A 22,838-nucleotide genomic window follows, 5' to 3' on the forward strand; every position below is an offset into this window, starting at 1 on the left:
TCAGCCGCGCTCAGTACTGCGCGATCTCCACCGTCGGCTTGTGGTCGTGCCACGTGCAGAACACCGACACCTTCTGCGAGCCGGACGTGAACTCGACCCGGATCCAGGTGGGTTGCTTCCACACCTGTACGGACCAGCCGGCGCTCGGCGTCGCCGAGACCAGCGTCGCCGACGTCTCGCCGAGATCGAACACGGCCCGCCCGCCGGTCGTCGGGTAGCTCTTCACCGTGCCGGAGGAGGCGGGGGAGGCGGTGGACGGCGACGACGTGCCGGGCCGCGGTGTCGCCGACGGCTTCGCGCTCGGGGACGTGGACCGCGACGCCGAGCGGGACGGCTTCGCGGAGGAGGACGGCGACGCCGAAGGCTCCGGGCGGTGCGTGGAGGACGAGAGCGGCGACGCGGCGTCCGAGCCGTCGTCCGTGGCCACGACCGGAAGCGCCTGCGGCGGGTCGTACGCCGTGCCCGACATCACGGTGTGCACGCCCCACCACGACAGCGTCACCGAGGCCCCGGTCGCAAGGAGCCAGGCCGTCGCGTGCACGAGGCCGCGGCGCAACGGGTGCGGGGCCCGCGGCACGTCCGGGGTCTGCTGCGGCGGTGGTGGCGTCGGTTGCATCGCGGGCCATACTGCACCACACCCGCCCCCGCTGTCCCGTACGGGCCACAGTCACCCGGGAGAGGCCCGCAAACGTCCGGATGGCGTACGGTGCCGCCCATGGCAAGTGTGCTCGTGGTCGAGGACGACCAGTTCGTACGCTCAGCCCTCATCCGGCACCTGACCGACGCGGCGCACACCGTGCGCAGCGTCGGCACGGCCCTGGAGGCGCTGCGCGAGGTCGCCCATCTCCGGTTCGACGTCGTGATTCTCGACCTCGGTCTGCCCGATCTGGACGGGGCCGAGGCGCTGAAGATGCTGCGCGGGATCACCGACGTACCCGTGATCATCGCCACGGCGCGGGACGACGAGGCGGAGATCGTGCGGCTGCTCAACGACGGCGCCGACGACTACCTGACCAAGCCCTTCTCGCCCGAGCACCTGTCGGCCCGGATGGCCGCCGTGCTGCGCCGCTCGCGCGGGAGCGCGGCCGTCGAGCCGCCGTCCCGGGTGATCCGCGTCGGCGGCCTGTCCGTCGACCCGCTGCGCCGACAGGCCGAGCTGGACGGCGTCCGGCTCGATCTGACCCGCCGCGAGTTCGACCTGCTCGCCTTCCTCGCCGGGCGGCCCGGTGTCGTCGTGCCGCGCAAGGAGCTGCTCGCCGAGGTGTGGCAGCAGAGCTACGGGGACGACCAGACCATCGACGTCCATCTGTCGTGGCTGCGACGGAAGTTGGGCGAGACCGCCGCGCGGCCGCGCTACCTGCACACCCTGCGCGGCGTCGGCGTGAAGCTCGAACCGCCGCGGCTGGAGTCCGCCCCGTGAGGTGGGCGCTCGTCCGGGTCTGTCTGGCCGTGACGACCATGGTGGTCGTGGCGTTCGCGATCCCGCTCGGGCTCGTCATCAAGGAGATGGCGCGCGACCGGGCCTTCTCGAACGCGGAGCGGACCGCGGTCGCCCTCGGCCCGACCCTGTCCATCACCACCGACCGCGACCAGCTCGCCCGCGCCCTCGCGACCGCGCAGACCGGCGACGACGACCGGATCTCCGTGTACGTCCCGGCCGACGGCGGCAACCCGGCGATCCGGCTCGGCGAGCAGCGGGTCGACGCGGGCGAACTGCACATCACGCGGGCGACCGTCGTGGACGTGCCGGGCGGCTCCGTGTGGCTCCAGCCGATCGCCGTGAGCACCGTGAAGATCGCCGTCGTCGAGGTGTACGTCCCCGAGGCCGAGGTCACCAACGGCGTGACGACGGCGTGGGTCGTCCTCGCGGGCGTCGGGATCGCGCTGATCATCGGCTCCGTGGCGGTCGCGGACCGGCTCGGGGTGCGGATGGTGCAGCCCGCGCAGCGGCTCGTGGGCGCAGCGCACGAGCTGGGGGAGGGCAGGCTCGGCGCGCGGGTGCCCGAGGACGGTCCGACCGAACTGCGCCTGGCCGCCGTCGCGTTCAACTCCATGGCCGACCAGGTCGTGCAACTGCTCGCCAACGAGCGGGAGTTGGCGGCCGATCTGTCGCACCGGCTGCGCACCCCGCTGACCGTGCTCCGGCTCAACGCCGCCTCGCTCGGCGACGGGCCCGCCGCCGAGCAGACCCGCGCCGCCGTCGAGCAGCTGGAGCGCGAGGTCGACACCATCATCCGTACGGCCAGGGACGCCAAGCCGCAGACCGCCGCGGCGGGACCGGGCGCCGGCTGCGACGCCGCCGAGGTCATCCGTGAGCGGATGGACTTCTGGTCGGCGCTCGCCGAGGACGAGGGCCGCAAGGTGCGGGTCGCCGGGATCGACCGGCCCGTGCGCATCCCCGTCGCCCGGGGCGATCTTGTGGCCGCCCTCGACGCGCTGCTCGGCAACGTGTTCCGGCACACCCCCGAGGGCACGGCCTTCGCGGTCGACGTGCACAGCGGCGAGGACGCGGTGATCGTGCTCGTCTCGGACGCCGGTCCCGGCATCGTCGACCCGGAGGCCGCGATGGCGCGCGGCCGGGGCTCGGGCGGCGACGGCAAGGTCGGCTCGACCGGGCTCGGCCTGGACATCGTGCGCCGCCTCGCCGAGTCGACCGGCGGCGACGTACGGATCGGCTCGTCCGTGCTCGGCGGGACCGAGGTGCGGATCTGGGTGCAGCTCGACGAGCGTGCCGGGCGCGACGGCCGGGGGCCCGTCGAGCGGCGCCGGGGGCGCGGACATCGGGGCCGGGAACGTAAAGGATTGGTCTCTACCTTTAATCGCTCCCGATCCCTTCCTTAAGCCAACCCTAAGATCCTCAACCCCCTTCCCGGTTGCCCGAATTGACGGATTCCGGATCGCTAGCGTGCTGCCGCGCCCTGCAATCAGGGCACACCCCCACCCCCGTATAGCTAAGGCAGGCACGCGATGAGCAGCACGCACCGGCGCAGGGTCAGCGGCAGGAACAAGGCGATAGGCGGTGTCGTCGCCGCGGCCGTCGTGGGCGGCGGCGCCTTCCTGTTCGCCTCCAGCGCGTCGGCGGCCTCGGTCGGCGCCGCGTACACCAAGACCAGCACCTGGTCCGGCGGCTACACCGGGCAGTACGTCGTCACGAACGACACGGACAAGGCGCAGGCCGACTGGACCCTGGAGTTCGACCTGCCGTCGGGCACCAAGCTCAGCTCGCTGTGGAACGCCGAGTCGACGACCGACGGGCAGCACGTCACCGTGAAGCCCGCCTCCTGGGACAAGGAGGGCATCGCCGCCGGCAAGTCCGTGACCGTGGGCTTCGTGGTCTCCGGCGACGCCGACCCGACCGGCTGTCTCATCAACGACACCAAGTGCTCGGTCGACGGCGCGGCGACCCCGGAGCCGTCCGGCCGCCCCACGGAGTCGGCGACCCCGTCGCCGACCGCTTCGGCCTCCGCCACCGCGAAGCCCACCGAGACGGCGACGGCGAGCCCGTCCGGGACCGCCACGTCCGGTACGGGCACGGGCTCGGGCTCGACGGCGTCCGCCGGCTTCGCCCCGTACGTCGACACGTCGCTGTACCCGAAGTTCGACCTGGTCGCCTCGTCCAAGGCCACCGGCGTCAAGGAGTACAACCTCGCCTTCATCACCTCCGGCGGCTCCTGCACCCCGAAGTGGGGCGGCGTCACCGACCTCGGCAGCGACGAAGTCGCCGCGCAGATCGGCGCGTTGAGGTCCGCGGGCGGCGACGTCCGGGTCTCCTTCGGCGGCGCCTCCGGCACCGAGCTGGCGCAGGCCTGCTCCTCCGCGTCCGACCTGGCGGCGGCGTACCAGAAGGTCATCGACGCCTTCAAGCTCACCAAGGTCGACTTCGACGTCGAGGGCGGCGCGCTGCCGGACACGGCCGCGAACACCAAGCGGGCCCAGGCCATCGCCACGCTCCAGAAGAACAACGCGGACCTGAACGTCTCCTTCACGCTCCCCGTGATGCCCGAGGGCCTGACCTCGGACGGCGTGAACTTCCTGAAGAACGCCAAGGAGAACGGCGTCTCCACCGACCTCGTCAACATCATGGCGATGGACTACGGCGGCTCGTACAGCGGCGACATGGGCACCTACGCCGAGCAGGCCGCCACCGCCACGCAGGCGCAGATCAAGTCGGCCCTCGGCCTGTCGGACGCGGCCGCGTGGAAGGCCGTCGCGGTCACCCCGATGATCGGCGTCAACGACGTCACGTCCGAGATCTTCAAGGTCGACGACGCCACGCAGCTCGTCTCCTTCGCCAAGGCGAAGGGCCTGGGCGGTCTGTCGATGTGGTCCGCGACCCGCGACAAGCAGTGCGACGGCGGCGCGAAGAACTACGCGGACCCGACCTGCTCCTCGATCGAGCAGGGCGCGAACGCCTTCCAGAAGGCGTTCGCGGCCTTCAACTAGCCACTGTTCCGCAGGAATACGGGGGACACAGCCCCGGCCGGCGCTCCATGGAGCCCCCCCACCCGGCCGGGGCTGTCACCCGTCTGCTTCTAGGCCTTCGACGACCGCCACTCCTCCGCGTAGTCGTTGAAGATCGCCCGCAGATGGTGGCCGATCTTCAGGTAGTCCAGGTCGTCGAGGTTGGCGAGCGAGACACGCACCGACCACTCGGGGCCCTCGAAGCCGCCGCCGTTGAGGAGCACCACACCCGTCTGCTGGGCGAGGCGGAACAGCGGGTCGATGGGCTCGTACGTCTTCTGGAGGTACGCCGCGAACTCCTCGCCGTGCTCCAGCTGCGCCTGCGCCAGCAGGTCGAGCTCGATGTAGTAGCCGGCCCGGTGCGCGTCCTCGGCGATCTTCATCTGTGAGCCCTCCAGGAGGAGTTGGAGGCGCTGCTGCACGATGGCGCGGATCCGGCGCTTGTACTCCTGGCCCTCCTCCAGCATGTCGAAGAGCGAGAAGACGGCCAGCATGACCTGCTGGGGGAGCGAGAGGCCCGCGGTGTGGTTGAGGGCCACCTGCCGGGAGTCCGCGACCAGCCGGTCGATGAACTTGATCTTCTCGGGCTCCAGGGTGAGCGAGCCGTACCGCTTGTCGAGACGGTCCTTCTCGTCCTGCGGGAGCCGCGCGATCTGCTCGTCGAGGATGTTGTCGTCGTGCAGGCCGATGACGCCGAGGCGCCAGCCGGTGCAGCCGTAGTGCTTCGAGTACGAGTACACGAGCAGCGTGTTGCGGGGGAGGTCCGCGGCGACCGAGCGGAAGCCCTCCACGAACGTGCCGTACACGTCGTCCGTGACGATGAGCAGGTTCGGGTTCTTCGTCGCCACGATGTTCTTCAGCTGGTCGGCGACCCGCTGGGACAGGGCGAGCGACGGCGGGTTGGAGGGGTTGACCAGGCAGACCAGCTTGATCTCGGGGTCCTCGAGCTTGGCGACCTCCTCCTCCGGGTAGCGCCACTCGCGCACGCCCGTCTCGGCGAACATGCTCGCCTCGACGTACGTCACGTCGAACTCGTACGTGTCGAGCTCCGGGATCTCGATGTACGGGGTGAAGACCGGCACCATGAGGGCGATCCTGTCGCCCTTCTTCAGCAGCCCGTTCTTCATGAGCGAGTCGAAGATGTAGCACATGGCGGCGGTGCCGCCCTCGGTCGCGAAGTACGAGAAGTCGCCGGCCGGCGGCTTCTTGTCGAACATCTCGTCCGCGACGTAGCCGCGCACGATCTCCTGCACATGCGTCAGGATGCGGTCCGGGACCGGGTAGTTGTCGCCGATCGAGCTGTCGGTCAGCTCGTGCACGAAGGCGTCCTTGTCGAACCCGAAGCGCTGGATGCCCAACTGCACGCACTGGGCGAGAAGTTCGATGCCGGGCATGTCGGGGTGGCGGCGCACGAAGGCGTCGAAGCGTTCGTACGAGCCCTTCAGCTCGGGCATGCCGCCGAGGTTGTCGGCCGTCCAGACACGGCGCGACTCCTCCAGGGAGAAGTGGCCGAGCGCGTAGAACGCCTCACGGGGTCCGGTGGCCACCCAGTTCGGGTTGCCGCGGCCCGCGTTGAGCATCTGGACGCTGGAGGTGCCCTTCTGCCCGGGCTTGTCGGCCTGCGCCTCCTTGGCCAGGTCGATGAAGATGTTCTTCAGCTCGAAGGGGGAGAGCTGGGCGTACTGCTGGATCTGCTCGCGGGTCAGGGACGTCTTGGGCATGGCTCTTCCTTAGGGCGGGGGAGGTCAGTGCTGGAGGAGGACGATCACGGCGCCCCAGATGGTCAGCAGGACGTTGCCGACGGCGTACGGGATCGTGTAGCCGAGCGTCGGGACCTGCGACCGGGAGGCTTCGTTGATCGCGCCGATGGCCGCGGTGGTGGTCTGGCCGCCGGCCAGGACGCCCATCAGGATGGGGAAGCGGATCTTCTGCACGTAATGGCCGAAGAGGAAGCCGATGATCAGCGGGATCACGGTGGCGACCGCGCCGAACACCAGCAGGCCCCAGCCGGCCTGCGACAGACCCGAGGTGAAGCTCGGGCCCGCGTTGATGCCGACGATCGCGACGAACATGCACAGGCCGAGGGTGTCCATGAACCACTGGGCGCCGGGCGGGACGTTGCCGTACGTCGGGTACTTGCCGCGGATCCAGCCGAAGACCAGGCCCATGATGAGCGCGCCGCCCGAGGTGGACAGCGAGATCGGGACGCCGGAGACGGTCAGGGCGGGGATGCCGAGGCAGCCGCCGAGGAAGATGCCGAGACCGACCCAGATCATGTCGGTCGCGAACGAGGTGGGGACCGGCTTGCCGATCTCCTTGCCCGCCGGGTCCACCAGGCGCTTGGGCCCGGTCAGGACGAGCGTGTCACCGCGCTCGATCTTCGTGGAGAGCCGGTACGGGAACTCGGCGCCGGAGCGGTAGATCTTGTCGATGTAGACGCCGACCATGAACGGCTCGCGCCGCAACTCCGAGACGCTCTTGCCCAGTTGGGCCTTCTCGGAGGCGACGACGTGCAGTGACTCGGTCTGGTAGCCGAGCAGTTCGACGTCGTCGGTCTCCATGCCGATGTGCGTACGGGCGTCGTAGTCGACGAGCGAACCGCGCAGCGCGCTCAGCGCGACGACGTCGCCCTCGCGCAGCACCGTCTGCTGGGTGTGGTCGAGGATCTGCCCGTCGCGGCGCACGCGCGTGAGGTAGATGCGGTGGCCGAGCTGCTGCTGTTGCTGCTCGAAGTCCTCGATCGTGCGGCCGACGATGTCGGGACGCTGGATCGTGTAGGCCCGCAGCACGACCTCGTAGTAGCCCTCGTGGAGGTCGGGGTCGGAGTCGGGGGCGTCCAACTCCTTGGCCATGATGGCCGATTCGGCGGCGAGGTCCTTCTTGTAGAGCTTCGGCAGGATGTTCGCGAGGAGCATCGCGCACAGGATCGTGCCCAGCGGGTACGTCACCGCGTAGCCGATGGCGACGAGGTTCTCCTCGCTCTTGGCCGCGTCCGCGGAGAGCCCCGGCAGGGTGCCGATGGCGTCCTGCGCGACACCGATCACGGCGGACTGGGTGAGGGCCCCGCCGAGGAGTCCGGCCGACAGACCGGGCCCGTAACCGAGCATCGAGGCGAAGACCCAGCAGATCAGCAGGCCGGAGACGCACACGACGATGGCGTTCAGGACCTGCGGCAGGCCGTCCTTCTTCAGGCCGCGGAAGAACTGCGGGCCGACCTTGTAGCCCAGGGCGAACAGAAACATGATGAAGAACAGGCTCTTCACCGTGCCGTCGATCTGGACCTTGGACCAGGAGCCGAGCAGCAGGCCCGCGACGAGACAGCCGGTGACGGCGCCGAGCGCGATGGCCTTGTAGCGGATCTTCCCCAACAGGAACCCGAAGGCGACCGTGATGAAGACCAGGAGCTCCGGATAGGGCTGGAAGATGTTCCGGTTGAGGAAGTCGATCATGCCGTGGACCGCCCTCTCAGTGTCCGAGTACGCCGACGAGCACGGGGCCCGTCAGGGGGAGCAGGAAGTTGGAGAGGGCGTAGGTGATCGTGTAGCCGAGCATCGGCACCGATGACTGCGCCACCTGGGTGACCGCGGTGATCGCGGGGGTCGAGCACTGCTGTCCCGCGATGGCTCCGATCAGGAGCGGCTTCTCGATCTTCAGGAGCTTGCGTCCGACGATCAGTGAGATCGTCGCGGGGATCAGCACCATCGCGATCCCGGCGAACGGCAGCAGTGCCCCGTACTCCTTGAGCAGCGGCCATGCCTGCGGCCCCGACACCAGACCCGTGCAGGCGATGAAGACCGCGAGGCCCATGTCCTTGATGGTCGAGGCGGCCTGCGGCGGGAACGCGCCGAAGGTCTGCGAGCGCGAGCGGAACCAGCCGAAGAGCAGGCCCGAGATCAGACAGCCGCCGCCCGTGCCGAGCGACAGCGGCACGTCGCCGAAGGTCACGACGATCTGGCCGAGCAGCGAACCGGCCGCGATGCCCAGCCCGAGGTAGATGAAGTCGGTGGCGTCGTTCTTGACGACCGAGCCGATCTTCGCGACGAGCTTGTTCAGGCCGGACCGTGCGCCCACCAGGGTGAGGACGTCGCCGCGGTGCAGGACCGTGTCGCCGGTGGCGGGCAGGTCGTTGTCGCCGCGCGTGATGTCGGTGACGTAGACGCCGTCCCGGTAGAACTCGGGGTTCGCCTTCTGCAGCGCGTCCACCGTCATGCCGTCGACCGACTTGTCGGTGAGCGAGACCTCCCGGCTGGCCAGCGGCGAGTCGAGGCCGGGCACGCCCGGCGTCTCGGGGCCGATGAGCCGTCCCACCTCGATGACGTTGGCCCGGCGGCCGACGAGCAGCACCAGGTCCGACAGCGTGAGTTCGAGCTCCGGTGTGACGTCGAGGACCTTGCTGCCGCGCTTGACGGACTCGACCGTGATGCGGTCATGGACACCCGCCTGGAGGTCCCCGACGGTCCGGCCGTCGGCGGTGGTCACCAGATACGTACGGCCCACCATGCCGGGCAGGGCGGGCCGCTCGTCCGACTCCAGGCTGCCCCGGCTGCGCGTGCGCTCCCACAGCTCACGGGCGGCGTCGCGCAGGTTGATGCGCATCATCATCGGCATGATCTGGCTCGTGTAGAGCACGATCGTGATCAGGCCGAAGAGATAGCAGACCGTGTACGCGGTGGCCACGTTGCCCTGGTACTCGGAGATCTGTGCGGCGGTCAGGTTCGTCAGCTTGCCGATGGACTCGGTCGCCGTACCCACCACCGCCGACTCGGTGGCCGCGCCGGCCAGGATGCCGGAGGCCGTGCCGACGTCGAGGTCGAACCACTTGGCGAGCCCGAAGGCGATGCCGAGGACGCAGACCAGCTCGATCCCGCAGAGCACGAAGAAGCGCAGGGACTTCTTGTTGAGGTTGCGGAAGAACTGGGGCCCGGCCATGTAGCCGAGCGCGAAGATGAACAGCGCGAAGAACACCGTCTTCACGTCGCCGGAGACCTCGGCCTTGGTCCAGGCGCCGAGGAGCAGCGAGACGATCAGGGTGCCGCAGATGCCGCCCAGCGTGAGTGGCCCCACACGCAGCTTCCCGACGAGATAGCCGAGTGCGAGGCTCGCGAACAGGACGAGCTCGGGATGGTCCTTGAGTACGCCCATGGGCCCTCAGAACCGCTCAAGTGTGGCGATAGTGGACATAGCGGAAAAATAAGGGCCGGTACGCCGCATCGCCACGCGACGTACCGGCCCTCCCCCCGTGGGCTATTCGGCGGCGGGCAGCCCCCCGCTGCGCGCGACCTGGGAGTACCAGGCGGCGCTCGACTTGGGGATGCGGGCCTGCGTCTCGTAGTCGACGTAGACCGCTCCGAACCGCTTGCCGTACCCGTACGCCCACTCGAAGTTGTCGAGCAGCGACCACAGGAAGTACCCGCGCACATCGGCGCCCCGGTCGATGGCCTCGCGGATCGCGGCGAGGTGCAGATGCAGATAGCGCACCCGCTCCGGGTCGTGCACCTGCCCGTCGACGACGACGTCCTCGTACGCGGCGCCGTTCTCCGTCACATACAGCGGCACGCCCGGCGCCTGCGCCGTGTAGTCCAGCAGCAGGTCGGTCAGACCGGTCGCGTCCACCGGCCAGTTCATGGCGGTGACCTCGTCGTTCGCGTGGTGGAAGGCGATGTCCTCGGAAGCCGGCCACGGCGAGTGCTCGCTCGCGCCGTGCCCGTCGAGGCGTGGCCCGTCCTCCTCCGGGCGGGCGGCCGAGACGACGGCGGGCGTGTAGTAGTTCAGGCCGATGAAGTCGAGCGGCTGGTGCGCGACGGCGGTGTCCCCGTCGCGCACGAACGACCAGTCCGTGAGCCGCGCCGTGTCGTCGATCAGGTCCTGCGGGTAGGCGCCCTTGAGCAGCGGCCCGGTGAAGACGCGGTTGGCGAGCGCGTCGATACGGCGCTTCGCGTCCAGGTCGGCCGGGGCGTCGGTGAGCGCCCGCACCACGCTCGGGTTGAGGCTGATCCCGATGTCCGCGCGGGCCGGCAGCACGTCGCGCAGCGCCTGCACGGCGAGGCCGTGCCCGAGGTTGAGGTGGTGCGCGGCGCGCAGGGCGGCGGCCGGGTCGGTGCGGCCCGGGGCGTGCACGCCGGAGCTGTAGCCCAGAAAAGCGCTGCACCAGGGCTCGTTGAGCGTCACCCACTGCTCGACCCGGTCGCCGAGCGCCTCGCCGACGAGCCCCGCGTACTCCGCGAACCGGTACGCGGTGTCCCGCTCGGGCCAGCCGCCCGCGCTCTCCAGCTCCTGCGGCAGGTCCCAGTGGTACAGGGTCACCACGGGCTTGATCCCGTGCCCGAGCAGCTCGTCGACGAGCCCGCGGTAGAAGTCGAGCCCGCGCTGCACGGCGGGCCCGCGCCCGGTCGGCTGCACGCGCGGCCAGGCCACGGAGAAGCGGTACGCGGTCAGGCCCAGGTCCGCCATGAGCCGTACGTCGTCGCGCCAGCGGTGGTAGTGGTCGACGGCGACGTCTCCGGTGTCGCCGTTGTGCACCTTGCCCGGGGTGTGGCTGAACGTGTCCCAGATCGACGGCGTCCGCCCGTCCTCCGCGACGGCACCTTCGATCTGGTACGCGGCGGTGGCCGACCCCCACAGGAACCCTGCGGGGAAGCGGGTGAGTGGGGCGGGGGCGGTGGTGGTGGCGGTGCCCGTGTTGTTGGTGGTGGTCATAGGAGCGCTCCCATGGTTGTGCGGAGAGGACGATGTGGGTTGAGCGGGGTGGGGTGGGCCGGGGTGGGCGCGGGCGCGTCTGCCGGGTGGGGGCGCGTCGGCGGGTACGGGTTGCGTCGTGGCTGGTCGCGCAGTTCCCCGCGCCCCTGAAATGCAGACGCTTCGCGTCGCATTTCCCCGAGAGATGCGGAGCATCTCCAGGGGCGCGGGGCTGTGTCATGAGCGGCTCCGCCGCGGGGCGCGACCAGCCCCCACCGGACGGTCAGCCGCCCAAGAACCCCAGGCCTACGACGCGTTGGCGCACACCCGCCCGGCGGAGCCCGCAGCACCCCCCTCCGGCGCTGCGGAACCGCCGGACCGACGGCGACGGGCCCGAGGGGCTACCCCTTGACGGCGCCCTGCATGATGCCGCCCACGATCTGCTTGCCGAACAGCAGGAACGCGATGAGCAGCGGCAGCGTCCCGAGCAGCGCACCGGCCATGATCACCGAGTCGTCCGGGATGTACCCCGTGCCCAGCTGGTTCAGGGCGACCTGCACCGTCGGGTTCTCGGCGTTGAGCGCGATGATCGGCCACAGGAAGTCGTTCCAGGCCATGACGAACGTCAGCAGACCGAGCACGGCCATCGCCGGCCGCGCCGCCGGGAAGACGACGTGCCACACGACCCGCAGACTGCTCGCCCCGTCCACGCGCGCGGCCTCGATGAGCTCGGTCGGCAGCGCACCTACCAGGTACTGCCGCATGAAGAACGTACCGAAGGCGCTGACCAGGGTCGGCAGGATGACCGTCTGGAGCTGGTTGGCCCAGCCCAGGTTCGACATCCACAGGTACAGCGGCACGACCGCGAGCTGCGGCGGCACCATCATCGTGCCGATGGTGAGCAGGAGCAGCAGGTTGGAGAACTTGAACTTCAGCTTGGCGAAGGCGAATCCGGCCAGCGTGGAGAAGAGGACGGTGCCGACGGTGATGGCCGACGCGACGAGGATCGTGTTGACCATCGCGGTCCCCATCCCCGCCTCGTTCCACGCCCGTTCGAGGTTCTTGAACAGGTTGCCGCCGATCCAGAACGGCGGCGGGGTCTGCGCGAGCCGCGCGTTGGTGCGCGAGGCCGCGACCACCGTCCACAGCAGCGGCGCCAGCGACACCAGGGCGAACAAGGACAGGAAGACGTACGTGAGGGGACCGGCGTGCAGGTGCTTGCCCGCGCCCATCACACGGCGCCGGCCGCCCGGCGCGACCGGCGCGGCCACCTGGGTCACCGTCACATCAGTGGTGGTCATTGGGACTTCCTCAGCCGTCGGGAGATCAGCATGTTGATCGCGGCGATGACCAGCAGGATCAGGAACATCGACCAGGCGATGGCGGAGGCCTTGCCCAGGTTGCCGATCATCCAGCCCTGGTCGTACATGTAGAGACCGAGCGTCTGGTACTGGTGCTCGGACCCGCCCTTGGAGCCGCTGACGCCGCCGAACAGCAGTGGTTCGCCGAACAGTTGGGTCGCTCCGATGGTCGAGACGACCACCGTGAACAGGATCGTCGGACGCAGCATCGGAATGGTCACGTGCCGGAACTGCTGCCAGCGGTTGGCGCCGTCGAGCGCCGCCGACTCGTAGAGGTCCGCCGGGATGGCCTGCATCGCGGCGAGGTAGATCAGCGCGTTGTATCCGGTCCACCGCCAGATCACGATCGAGGAGATCGCGAACTGTGAACCCCAGTCGGATTCCTTCCAGTTGACCGGGTCGAGCCCGATCAGGTCGAAGGCCCAGTTGATCATGCCGTTCTCGGGCGCGTACATCAGGGCGAAGACCAGCGTCGCCGCCGCCACCGAGGTCGCGTACGGGGTCAGCATCACGACGCGCCACAGAGTCGAGCCGCGCAGCCGGTAGTTGAGCATGTGCGCGAGCCAGATCGCCACCGCCAGCTGCGGCACCGTCGAGATCAGGCCGATGCTGAACGTGTTCTTGAGGGCGTTCCAGAAGAAGTCCGACGAGAACAGGTTCGTGTAGTTGTCGAGCCCGGCCCAGGTCTGGGTGTCGAGCGACGACAGCTGCACGTTGTGCAGCGAGTACCAGGCGGTGTAGAGCAGCGGCACCAGCGAGAAGGCGCCGAAGACGATGAAGAACGGGGAGATGAACGCGTACGGCGACGCCTTCATGTCCCAGCGGTACAGCCGGCGGCGCCACGAGTCAGGAGCCTTGGCCGGACCGCGACCGTGAGTACCGCGGGCCGCGCCCTCCTTGTCGGAGGGCGCGGCTTCGGCACTCGACGCGGTCTGCGCGAGAGCCTCTTTGGACACGGTCACTGGCCGAGCACGTCCTCGATCTCCTTGGACGCGGCGTCCCAGCCCTGCTTGGGCGACTTGCCCTTCTGCTCGACCTGGAGGATGCCGATGTCAGTGATCGCGGTGTTGATCGGCTGGTCCTTGATGCCGAAGTACTGCGACGGGATGGTCTTCGCCGACTCGGAGAAGATCTGCGTCAGCGGAGCGCCCGAGAAGTACGCGGCCGTCTCGGCCTTCGGCTTCAGCGAACCGTACGCGGACGGCGTCGACGGGAAGCTCGCCTGCTTCGCGAAGACCTTCGCCTGCTGCTCGGGAGCGGTCAGCCACTTCGCGAAGGCGATGGCCTCCTTCTGGTGCTTGCTCGCCGTCGGCACACCGAGGAACGAACCGCCCCAGTTGGCCGCGGTCGGCGCCGCCGCCACGTCCCACTTGCCGGCGCCGGCGGTGCCGGACTTCGTCTGGATGTAGCCGATCATCCACGCGGGGCAGGCGACGCTGGCGAACGAGCCGTTCGCGTAACCCTGGTCCCACGACTTGTCGAACTGCTTCAGCTTCGCCGACATGTCACTGGTCGCCACCTCCATGGCGACGTCCCAGGACTTCTTCACACCCTCGGACTTGTCCCAGTCGACCGTGGTCTCGTCCTTGTAGTAGCGCTCGGCCTCGCCGCCCAGGGCCGCGTTGTAGACCGAGGACGCCGAGTCCACGAACTTGGTGCCCTTGGGCGCCTTCTTCATGTACTGCTTGCCCAGGTCGACGTACTTGCTCCAGTCGCCCTTCCACTGCGCGGCGAGCTTGGCGCGGTCGGTCTCCAGACCGGCCTTCTTGAACAGGTCCTTGCGGTAGCAGATCGCCATCGGGCCGATGTCCGTGCCGAGCCCGATGGTCTTGCCGTCCTTGGTGGTGGCCTGCTTCAGCTTCCAGTCCAGCCACTGGGACTTGTCGACCTCCTTGCCCAGGTCGACGAACTTGGAGGCCTGCGTCTGGACCGCGTCGGTGATGTTGCCGATCTCGATCGCCTGCACGTCGTCGGTGCCGGACCCGGCCTGGAGACGGGTGACCGTCTTGGGCCAGTAGACGTCGGTACGGGTGGTGACGTTCTCCTTGATGGTGATGTCCGGGTGGAGCTTCATGTACTCGTCGTACAGACCGGACTGCTTGTACCCGAAGGTGCCGAAGGTGCCGATGGTGAGGGTGGTCTTGCCACCGCCGCCGGCGCCTCCGCTCGTGCCTCCCTCGTCGCCGTCCGAGTCATCGCTCGCGCAGCCGGCGAGCAGCCCCGTGGCCAGGGCGGCGACGACCGCGAAGGTCATCGCGCGTCGGGACGTTCGGGCAGTCGTGCGCATTGCGTCCTCCAAAGTGCTCAATTGCTCTGAAGTGCCAAACCCCGGCCAACTGCCTTACTGGGCCCGTTCGTTCTTCGTGCGGCTCGGGCGGGGAACGTGCGGCTTCTGTATGCGTCCACTAGGGTGGGAGCGCTCCCATCCGTGATGTGTTGAAGAGTCGTCGCTCGGCTCATGGGTGTCAAGAGACCGGGCAGCGACAAGTTGCTGCGGTTATCGGGCTGTTAGATTCCGCGTGAGACTTGGGGAGGTAGGAGTCATGGCGGCTCGCGGCACTCACGGCAGGCGTCCGACCCTTGAGGAGGTCGCGGCCCGGGCGGGCGTCGGCCGGGGCACGGTCTCCCGGGTGATCAACGGATCGCCGCGGGTCAGCGACCGTACGCGCGCGGCGGTCGAGGAGGCCGTGGCCGAGCTCGGCTACGTGCCCAACACCGCGGCCCGGGCCCTCGCCGCCAACCGCACGGACTCCATAGCGGTGGTCGTCCCCGAGGCCGAGTCCCGGTTCTTCTCCGAGCCGTACTTCTCCGGCATGGTCGGCGGCGTCGGCATGGCCCTCGCCGAGACCAACCTGCAACTTCTGCTCACCTTCGCCCGCGGCGAGCGCGAACAGGACCGCCTCGCCGCCTACCTCGCCGCCCACCGCGTCGACGGCGTCCTGCTGGTCTCCGTGCACGCCGACGACCCGCTCGCCGACCGTCTCCTCCAGATGGACATCCCGACCGTCATCAGCGGCCCGCGCTCGGCCGACGAGCCGCTGCCCTCGGTCGACACCGACAACTACGCGGGCGCCCGCTCCGCCGTCGAGCATCTGATCTCCCGCGGCCGCCGCTCCGTCGCCATCATCACGGGCCCGCTCGACGTGTACGGCGCCCAGCGGCGACTCGCCGGATACGAGGACGAACTGGGCGCGGGCGGATTCGCGTACGACGAGAAATTGGTCGCCTACGGGGACTTCACCGAGGAGGGCGGCCGGCGGTGCATGAGTGATCTTCTTGAACGCAGCCCCGGCCTCGACGCCGTCTTCGTCTGCTCCGACCTGATGGCCTCGGGCGCCCGCCAGGCGCTGCGCAAGGCGGGCCGGCGGATCCCGGACGACGTTGCCCTGGTCGGCTTCGACGACTCGATGATCGCCCGCCACATGGAGCCGGGCCTGACCAGCGTGCGCCAGCCCACCCGGGACATGGGCCGCGCCATGACGGGGCTGCTCCTGGACGAGATCGCGCTGGCCGCCGAGGGCAAGCGCTCCTCGGTCCGCCGCGGCGCCGAGCGGCATCTGGTGCTCCCCACGGAGCTGGTGATCCGCGCGTCCTCGTGAGTGACGGGTTCATGTCCCGCGGACGGAAACGCCGAAGGCCCCGGTTCTCCCGAACCGGGGCCTTCGATCATTCAGGGTGAGTGACGGGACTTGAACCCGCGGCCACCTGGACCACAACCAGGTGCTCTACCAACTGAGCTACACCCACCATGTCCGGTCTTTTGTCGTTCTTCCGACCGGCCGAGAAAAAGTGTACAGGGTCCGAAGGGGTGCTCGCGCCCACCTTTTCCGTGGGCTCCCCGGACCCCGTACACACGGGCTTGAGCAGGGACTTTGCAGGGACCGTGCGGGGACTACTCCGAGGCTTCCGCGGGCAGGACGTACTTCTTCGCGATCGCCTTCGCGGTGTCCGAGTCCGGGCCCGGCTGCGGGACGAAGACCGCCTCGCGGTAGTAGCGCAGCTCCGCGATGGACTCGCGGATGTCGGCGAGGGCCCGGTGGTTGCCGTTCTTCTCCGGACTGTTGAAGTACGCCCTCGGGTACCAGCGCCGGGCCAGTTCCTTGACCGAGGACACATCGACGATCCGGTAGTGGAGGTACTCCTCCAGCGTCGGCATGTCACGCAGCAGGAATCCGCGGTCGGTGCCGACCGAGTTCCCGCACAGCGGGGCTTTGCCCGCGTCCTTGACGTGTTCACGTACGTAAGCCAGGACCTGCTCCTCGGCGTCCGCGAGCGTCGTGCCGCCCGCCAGCTCGTCGAGGAGACCCGAGGCGGTGTGCATGGTGCGCACCACCTCGGGCATCTGCTCCAGGGCCTCGTCCGGCGGGCGGATCACGATGTCCACACCGTCGCCGAGTACGTTCAGCTCCGAGTCGGTGACCAGTGCGGCCACCTCGATGAGCGCGTCGTTCGCCAGCGAGAGTCCGGTCATCTCGCAGTCGATCCACACCATGCGATCGTTCATGCGGCCAACCCTACGGGTCGGACCTCTCCGCTGGCAGACGACGGCGTCAGCTCCGTGCTTCGGTTGAACGCTCCTGCGACGCTCCTACGGTGCCGTGCGCGGCCCCGGCAGGCTCGCCCGGCCGGGTGCGAACGCCTCCGAGTGCTGCCCGGCACCCTCCGCGTGCCCGGTCGGTCCGGTCGGCCCGGTCGGCATCGAGGCCGCGGGGGCGCCCAGCGCCGAGGCGGCGGCGGTGCGCCGGGACTGGGCCGGTACCGGCCCGGGGGCCGGGGTCTCGGGGCCCTGCACCTGTGCGATCTCGACGGGCTTGTCGGACTTCCCGTTGGCCCCCGGGTTGTCGCCCGGCTGCGGCCTGCGCGCCCGGTACGCCGCCCGGTACGCGGCCGGGGACGAGCCGAGCTGGCGCCGGAAGTGTCCGCGCAGCGCGACGGGGGAGCGGAACCCGCAGCGCCCGGCCACCTCGTCGACCGAGTAGTCGGAGGTCTCCAGGAGCCGCTGGGCCTGCAGCACCCGCTGCGTGATCAGCCACTGGAGCGGGGCGGACCCCGTCAGCGACCGGAAGCGGCGGTCGAAGGTGCGGCGGCTCATATAGGCGCGGGCGGCCAGCGTCTCCACGTCGAACTGCTCGTGGAGGTGCTCCAGGGCCCAGGCGACGACCTCGGCCAGCGGGTCCGCGCCGATCTCCTCCGGTAAAGACCGGTCGAGGTAGCGCTCCTGGCCGCCGCTGCGGCGCGGCGGGACCACCAGGCGGCGGGCGAGCGCTCCGGCCGCCTCGTTGCCGTGGTCCGTGCGCACGATGTGCAGGCACAGGTCGATACCGGCCGCGGTGCCGGCGCTGGTGAGCACGTCGCCGTCGTCGACGAAGAGCTCGCGCGGGTCCACATGGACCGACGGGTAGCGCTTGGCGAGCGTCGGCGCGTACATCCAGTGCGTGGTCGCCGGGCGGCCGTCGAGGAGACCGGCGGCGGCGAGCACGAACGCGCCGGTGCACAGGCCCACGATGCGGGCGCCCTCCTCGTGCGCGCGGCGCAGCGCGTCGAGGGCCTCTTCCGGCGGTGGTGAGGTGATCGACCGCCAGGCGGGAACGACGACCGTGCCTGCCCGCGCGATCGCCTCCAGGCCGTGCGGCGCGGTGAGTTCAAGCCCTCCGGTGGTCCGCAGCGGTCCCTCTTCGCCGGCGCACACCAGCAGCCGGTAACGAGGAACTCCCGCGTCCTGGCGGTCGATTCCGAACACGGAGAGCGGAATGGAACTTTCGAAGATGGGTCCGCCGCTGAACAGCAGCACCGCGACGATCTCTCGTCGCCGCCTGCCTGCCAGCTTGCGAGCCGCCGCCTCCGGCGCAGTGGTGGAGTCGTGGCTCATCCTGCTAAGCCCCCCTCGGTGATCGCGGCTCCCTCAATACTTTGACGGGCTGTTCGCTCCTGCACGTTTCCCCTCGGTCCTGCACGAAGTCCCCCGCCGCCTACTGATCAGACAGTCATGATCGAATCTACTGTGTCCCGTGGTGCCGTCGTGACCAGTTAAAGACCTGGCACATTGTCGACATGGCAACTTGGCGTGAAGCATTCGATCACGAAGCGTTGCACTCACGGGCGTTGCTGGGAAGTACGCCTTGACTCAGTGGCCGGTCCCCGTAGGGTGCGCCGGCCTTTTGTGGTCCTTTCGGCCCTGGTGGAACGGGGGTTGGGGGCGGTGAACCACAAGGGAGGCGGCCCTGGCCGAAGTTGGCTGAAAATCTACGGGGTAGTGCGCGGAAACCGGTCAGTCGACCGGCGCACCACGACCGGCCCGGTGTCCGCCCCTGTGCGCCCCCGAACCGGTCCTGCCGTGCCGGCCACGATGGGGGCAGCACTGTTCACTGTGCAACCGTGCGGCGCCGCGTTCGGACTGGCGGAGCAGGACCCGGCAGACCGCGGTCACGGCGGCGAGCCCCAGGGCCGAGCCGGCGGCGCCCGCGGCCGAGCTGCCGTACCCGACGAGCACGAGCGGCACCAGGACGCAGCTGAACGCCGCCCAGCGCACCACATCGCTCGCCCCTTCGGAACCCACGGGTGGCGCGTGTTCGGCGTGAGCGGTCGCCCGCGTGTGCGACTCGGGCGCGCGGGCGGGCGCCGGAATGCTCCGGCGTGCGGTGGTCGGATGGTGCGCTGTGGTCGGTCCGGGCACGGAATGCTCCCTGGTTCTCCCTGGGTCGTGGCGGTCGGGAGTTCAACGCGCGGCATGCGCCCCGGTCACCCGATCCGCCCCGGACGGGCCCACAAGGGTGCGCAAACCGCCTGTACGGGGCAGCAACCATTGCCATACGGGCACGGCCTCGTGCATGCTCCCCTGAACGCTGCGGAGCGCACGTACGTACAGGCCTGAGCGTGGGCCGGAGTCTGGGCAGAGGAGGAGTGTCGCCGTACCCTTGGGGGTATGGGGTTGGGAAGATGATTCCCGGACACAGCTCCGCCGATCATTAGTCGTCCCCTCATACGAGGCCCACGAGGTACACGCCGAGACACTCATGGCCGGTCACGAATTCACCGAACCCGAAGGCCGCAAGCGGCAGGTCGCCGACCCCACGGTGACCCCCCAGGCGGCGGAAGAACCACGTCACGCCTGCGACCCCGCGTTCAAGCACGGCGTCGTCGTCGGTTTCGACGGCTCCATGTCGAGCGAGCGCGCGCTGGCCTACGCGATCGGCATGGCCCATCGCTCGGGCTCGGGCCTGATCATCGTGCACGTGGCCAACAGGCTGCCGACGACGGTGTGGGCGGGGTGCGAGCCGCCGGTCTTCGTCGACGTCCCCGACCACAGGACCGAGGTGCTCGGGCTCGAACTGGCCTGCGCGGAGTACCTGTCCGAGGTGCCCTGGATCCTCGTCGAGCGCGGCGGTGACATCTGCCACGAGCTGGAGGAGGTCGGCCGCGAGTACTCCGCCGACGCCATCGTGGTCGGGTCGACGCACGGGCTCGTGGGGCGGATCTTCGGCTCGGTGGCGGGCCGGCTCGCGCGGCGGGCGCAGCGGCCCGTCGTTGTCATTCCGTAACGGGTCCTCGCCCCAGGTGAGACGCGCCTGACGGTTCTTCAACTTGCGGGCGGGGTACGGCCGTTCCCGCTCCGGTGAATTCACGCCCGATGGATAAATCTACTCGTGCGTAGAGGTGGTTTGTGCCCTTGTGAAGGGTACATACCGGTCGCCGGGCCCGCACGACAACGGCACGACAGCGGCACGGCACCAGCACAGCACCCGCACTTTGCACGAAGGGAGCCCGCTGTGGACAACGACGTCTCCGCGGGAAGCGCCTCTACCGTCTCGACTCTCGGCCAACTCGCCCTGGGACTCACGCTGTTGGCCTTCGGCCTCGGGCACACCCAGGTGATCGACGGCGTGACGGCCGCCAACGCCGTCTCCATCGCGACCTACGTGGGCGGCATCGCCCTCTTCGTCGCCGGTCTGCTCGCCCTGCGCTCCAGCGAGGGTGACGGCTTCACCGGTACGGCCTTCGCCGGGCTCGGTGCCTTCTGGTTCACCTGGGGCGTCGCCTCGGACGACCCCGTCTCCGCGAACGCGGCGGGGCTCTTCCTGCTCCTCTTCGCACTGCTCGCGCTCAGCCTGACACTCGGCTCCGCCGGGTCGGACGTCTTCACGCGCGGCACGTACGCGGCGCTGTTCGTGGCGCTGGTGCTGCTCGCGGTCGCCGCGTTCGGTGACACCGACTCCCTCGCCAAGGCCGGCGGCTGGTTCGCCGCGGTGGGCGGTCTCCTCGCCTGGTACGGGGCCACGGCCTCGATGGCGGGGCTGCCGACGGCACTGCCCGGACGCGCTGCCGGCCGGGGGGTGACGGCCACCGGCTGACAGCCAAGCGGGCCGGGGTAATGGGCGACCCCGGCCCTTCGGGAACGGGTCCCTCTGTGCTCGGTGGCACACGGAGGGACCCGTTCGTCGTGGCTGGGCGCGCCCCGCGGCGGAGCCGCCGGCCGATACAGCCCCGCGCCCCTACTCGACCGTGACCGACTTCGCCAGGTTGCGCGGCTTGTCGATGTCGCGGCCGAGGGCCAACGCCGTGTGGTAGGCGAGGAGTTGGAGCGGGATGCCCATGAGGATCGGGTCCAGCTCGTCCTCGTTCTTCGGGACGACGATCGTGCGGTCGGCCTTCTCCTGCTCCTGGTGGGCGACGGCCAGGATGCGGCCGGAGCGGGCCTTGATCTCCTCCATCGCGGCGCGGTTCTTCTCCAGCAGGTCGTCGTCGGGGACGATCGCGACCGTGGGGAGCGCGGGCTCGATGAGGGCCAGCGGGCCGTGCTTCAGCTCGGAGGCCGGGTAGGCCTCGGCGTGGATGTACGAGACCTCCTTCAGCTTCAGGGACGCCTCGCGGGCCACCGGGTAGCCCCGGACGCGGCCGATGAACATCATCGAGCGGGCGTCCGCGTACTCCTCGGCGATCTTCTTGATCTCCGCTTCCTGGTCCAGGATCGCGGTGATCTGGGCGGGGAGCTTGCGCAGGCCCTCGATGATGCGCTTGCCGTCCGCGACGGACAGGTCGCGGATGCGGCCCAGGTGCAGGGCGAGCAGCGCGAAGGCGACCGTCGTGTTCGTGAAGCACTTGGTGGAGACGACGCAGACCTCGGGGCCCGCGTGGACGTAGACACCCGCGTCGGACTCGCGGGCGATCGCCGAGCCGACGACGTTCACGACGCCGAAGACGCGGGCGCCCTTGCGCTTGAGCTCCTGGACGGCGGCCAGCACGTCGTACGTCTCACCGGACTGGGAGACCGCGATGTACAGCGTGTCGGGGTCGACCACCGGGTTGCGGTAGCGGAACTCGGAGGCCGGCTCGGCGTCCGCGGGGATGCGGGCCAGCTCCTCGATCATCTGGGCGCCGATCAGGCCGGCGTGGTACGAGGTGCCGCAGCCGAGGATCTTCACGCGGCGCACGGAGCGGGCCTCGCGGGCGTCCAGGTTCAGGCCACCGAGGTGCACGGTGGAGAAGCGGTCGTCGATGCGGCCGCGCAGCACGCGGTCCACGGCGTCGGCCTGCTCGAAGATCTCCTTGTGCATGTACGTGTCGTGGCCGCCCATGTCGTACGAGGCGGCCTCCCACTCCACGGTCGTCGGGGACGCCGTCGTGCGGGTGCCCTCCGTGGTGTACGTACGGAAGTCGTCGGCCTTCAGGGTCGCCATCTCGCCGTCGTCGAGGGTGACGATCTGGCGGGTGTGGGAGACGAGGGCCGCGATGTCGGAGGCGACGAACATCTCCTTGTCGCCGATGCCGAGGACGACCGGCGAGCCGTTGCGGGCCACGACGATGCGGTCCGGGAAGTCGGCGTGCAGGACGGCGATGCCGTACGTGCCCTCGATGAGGCGCAGCACCTCGCGGACCTTGTCCTCGAGGTCGGTCTGCTGCGAGCGGGCGATGAGGTGGGTGAGGACCTCGGTGTCCGTCTCGGAGAGGAACTCGACGCCCTCGGCGGTGAGCTTGGCGCGCAGGTCGGAGGCGTTGTCGATGATGCCGTTGTGGACGACGGCGACCTTGTTGTCGCCCGACATGTGCGGGTGCGCGTTCTCGTCGGAGGGGGCGCCGTGGGTGGCCCAGCGGGTGTGGGCGATGCCGGTCGTGCCCTTGAAGCGGGCCGGGACCTTGGCCTCCAGGTCGCGGACGCGGCCCTTCGCCTTGACCATCTTCAGACCGGTCGACTTGGGGCTGGTGATGACCACGCCCGCCGAGTCGTAACCGCGGTACTCCAGGCGCTGGAGCCCCTCCAGGAGGAGCGGCGCGACGTCACGCCTGCCGATGTAGCCGACAATTCCGCACATAAGTGTTGAGAGTCCCCTCTGTTCAACCGTGGAC

General features: G+C 69.6%; 18 protein-coding genes and 1 tRNA gene. 6 read left to right on the forward strand and 13 right to left on the reverse strand.

The genetic code is table 11. The annotated features are described in order from the left end of the window. Nucleotides 1-10: 10 nt before the first annotated feature. Complete coding sequence (locus AB0L37_RS09315) at nucleotides 11-616, reverse strand: hypothetical protein (RefSeq protein WP_365502025.1); 606 nt, start codon at nucleotides 614-616, stop codon at nucleotides 11-13. Nucleotides 617-715: 99 nt separating this feature from the next. On the opposite strand from AB0L37_RS09315, the gene AB0L37_RS09320 reads away from it, so the two are divergent. The 3 genes from AB0L37_RS09320 to AB0L37_RS09330 all read left to right on the forward strand — a co-directional run bounded on the left by AB0L37_RS09320 (nucleotide 716) and on the right by AB0L37_RS09330 (nucleotide 4,443). Beyond that, nucleotides 716-1,420 (forward strand): response regulator transcription factor, encoded by a 705-nt coding sequence (locus AB0L37_RS09320; protein WP_365502027.1) that lies wholly within the window; start codon nucleotides 716-718, stop codon nucleotides 1,418-1,420. Beyond that, the gene (locus tag AB0L37_RS09325; protein WP_365502029.1) at nucleotides 1,417-2,841 is read left to right on the forward strand and encodes a HAMP domain-containing sensor histidine kinase; all 1,425 of its coding nucleotides are present in this window, start codon (nucleotides 1,417-1,419) and stop codon (nucleotides 2,839-2,841) included. The genes AB0L37_RS09320 and AB0L37_RS09325 overlap by 4 nt, the downstream gene beginning before the upstream one ends. A gap of 126 nt (nucleotides 2,842-2,967) precedes the next feature. After that, entirely contained in the window at nucleotides 2,968-4,443 is a 1,476-nt protein-coding gene (locus AB0L37_RS09330) for a cellulose binding domain-containing protein (RefSeq protein ID WP_365502031.1), read from the forward strand. A gap of 89 nt (nucleotides 4,444-4,532) precedes the next feature. Here the strand turns inward: AB0L37_RS09330 and AB0L37_RS09335 are convergent, their stop codons facing one another. The 7 genes from AB0L37_RS09335 to AB0L37_RS09365 all read right to left on the reverse strand — a co-directional run bounded on the left by AB0L37_RS09335 (nucleotide 4,533) and on the right by AB0L37_RS09365 (nucleotide 14,784). Beyond that, the gene (locus AB0L37_RS09335; protein ID WP_365502033.1) at nucleotides 4,533-6,182 is read right to left on the reverse strand and encodes a bifunctional aspartate transaminase/aspartate 4-decarboxylase; all 1,650 of its coding nucleotides are present in this window, start codon (nucleotides 6,180-6,182) and stop codon (nucleotides 4,533-4,535) included. Between the two features lie 24 nt (nucleotides 6,183-6,206). Continuing rightward, complete coding sequence (aspT, locus tag AB0L37_RS09340; protein ID WP_365502035.1) at nucleotides 6,207-7,910, reverse strand: aspartate-alanine antiporter; 1,704 nt, start codon at nucleotides 7,908-7,910, stop codon at nucleotides 6,207-6,209. Between the two features lie 16 nt (nucleotides 7,911-7,926). Beyond that, nucleotides 7,927-9,603 carry an aspartate-alanine antiporter gene (gene aspT / locus AB0L37_RS09345; protein ID WP_365502037.1) on the reverse strand — a complete coding sequence of 559 codons (1,677 nt, stop codon included), beginning with the start codon at nucleotides 9,601-9,603 and terminating at the stop codon, nucleotides 7,927-7,929. Nucleotides 9,604-9,705: 102 nt separating this feature from the next. After that, a complete protein-coding gene (locus AB0L37_RS09350; RefSeq protein ID WP_365502039.1) occupies nucleotides 9,706-11,157 on the reverse strand; it encodes a GH1 family beta-glucosidase in 1,452 nt (483 codons plus the stop codon). Nucleotides 11,158-11,537: 380 nt separating this feature from the next. Continuing rightward, nucleotides 11,538-12,437, reverse strand: a complete 900-nt coding sequence (locus AB0L37_RS09355) for a carbohydrate ABC transporter permease (RefSeq protein ID WP_365502041.1) — start codon at nucleotides 12,435-12,437, stop codon at nucleotides 11,538-11,540. Next, the gene (locus AB0L37_RS09360; protein ID WP_365502043.1) at nucleotides 12,434-13,459 is read right to left on the reverse strand and encodes a sugar ABC transporter permease; all 1,026 of its coding nucleotides are present in this window, start codon (nucleotides 13,457-13,459) and stop codon (nucleotides 12,434-12,436) included. The genes AB0L37_RS09355 and AB0L37_RS09360 overlap by 4 nt, the downstream gene beginning before the upstream one ends. Further along, the gene (locus AB0L37_RS09365) at nucleotides 13,456-14,784 is read right to left on the reverse strand and encodes an ABC transporter substrate-binding protein (RefSeq protein ID WP_365502045.1); all 1,329 of its coding nucleotides are present in this window, start codon (nucleotides 14,782-14,784) and stop codon (nucleotides 13,456-13,458) included. Before AB0L37_RS09365 ends, AB0L37_RS09360 begins: the two co-directional genes overlap by 4 nt. A gap of 256 nt (nucleotides 14,785-15,040) precedes the next feature. On the opposite strand from AB0L37_RS09365, the gene AB0L37_RS09370 reads away from it, so the two are divergent. Then, nucleotides 15,041-16,096 carry a LacI family DNA-binding transcriptional regulator gene (locus tag AB0L37_RS09370; RefSeq protein WP_365502047.1) on the forward strand — a complete coding sequence of 352 codons (1,056 nt, stop codon included), beginning with the start codon at nucleotides 15,041-15,043 and terminating at the stop codon, nucleotides 16,094-16,096. A gap of 75 nt (nucleotides 16,097-16,171) precedes the next feature. Here AB0L37_RS09370 and AB0L37_RS09375 read toward each other — a convergent pair. From AB0L37_RS09375 to AB0L37_RS09390, 4 genes are all read right to left on the reverse strand, one after another. Next, nucleotides 16,172-16,244 (reverse strand) — tRNA-His (locus tag AB0L37_RS09375). 145 nt (nucleotides 16,245-16,389) lie between these two features. Beyond that, nucleotides 16,390-17,001 (reverse strand): oligoribonuclease, encoded by a 612-nt coding sequence (gene orn, locus AB0L37_RS09380; protein WP_365502049.1) that lies wholly within the window; start codon nucleotides 16,999-17,001, stop codon nucleotides 16,390-16,392. Nucleotides 17,002-17,085: 84 nt separating this feature from the next. Further along, nucleotides 17,086-18,366 carry a helix-turn-helix domain-containing protein gene (locus AB0L37_RS09385; protein WP_365502051.1) on the reverse strand — a complete coding sequence of 427 codons (1,281 nt, stop codon included), beginning with the start codon at nucleotides 18,364-18,366 and terminating at the stop codon, nucleotides 17,086-17,088. A gap of 399 nt (nucleotides 18,367-18,765) precedes the next feature. After that, nucleotides 18,766-19,053: a hypothetical protein gene (locus AB0L37_RS09390; protein ID WP_365502129.1), complete on the reverse strand. Its 288-nt coding sequence runs from the start codon at nucleotides 19,051-19,053 to the stop codon at nucleotides 18,766-18,768. Between the two features lie 457 nt (nucleotides 19,054-19,510). Here AB0L37_RS09390 and AB0L37_RS09395 point away from each other — a divergent pair, with 457 nt between their 5' ends. Beyond that, nucleotides 19,511-20,035, forward strand: coding sequence for a universal stress protein (locus AB0L37_RS09395; RefSeq protein ID WP_365502053.1), 525 nt, complete (start codon nucleotides 19,511-19,513; stop codon nucleotides 20,033-20,035). Nucleotides 20,036-20,263: 228 nt separating this feature from the next. Then, nucleotides 20,264-20,845 (forward strand): GPR1/FUN34/YaaH family transporter, encoded by a 582-nt coding sequence (locus AB0L37_RS09400; RefSeq protein WP_365502055.1) that lies wholly within the window; start codon nucleotides 20,264-20,266, stop codon nucleotides 20,843-20,845. 141 nt (nucleotides 20,846-20,986) lie between these two features. Here AB0L37_RS09400 and glmS read toward each other — a convergent pair whose 3' ends face one another. Beyond that, a complete protein-coding gene (glmS, locus tag AB0L37_RS09405; RefSeq protein ID WP_365502057.1) occupies nucleotides 20,987-22,804 on the reverse strand; it encodes a glutamine--fructose-6-phosphate transaminase (isomerizing) in 1,818 nt (605 codons plus the stop codon). Nucleotides 22,805-22,838: the final 34 nt, after the last annotated feature.

Origin of the sequence: Streptomyces sp. NPDC052225, assembly GCF_040679615.1 — a bacterium.
Taxonomy (GTDB): Bacteria; Actinomycetota; Actinomycetes; order Streptomycetales; family Streptomycetaceae; genus Streptomyces.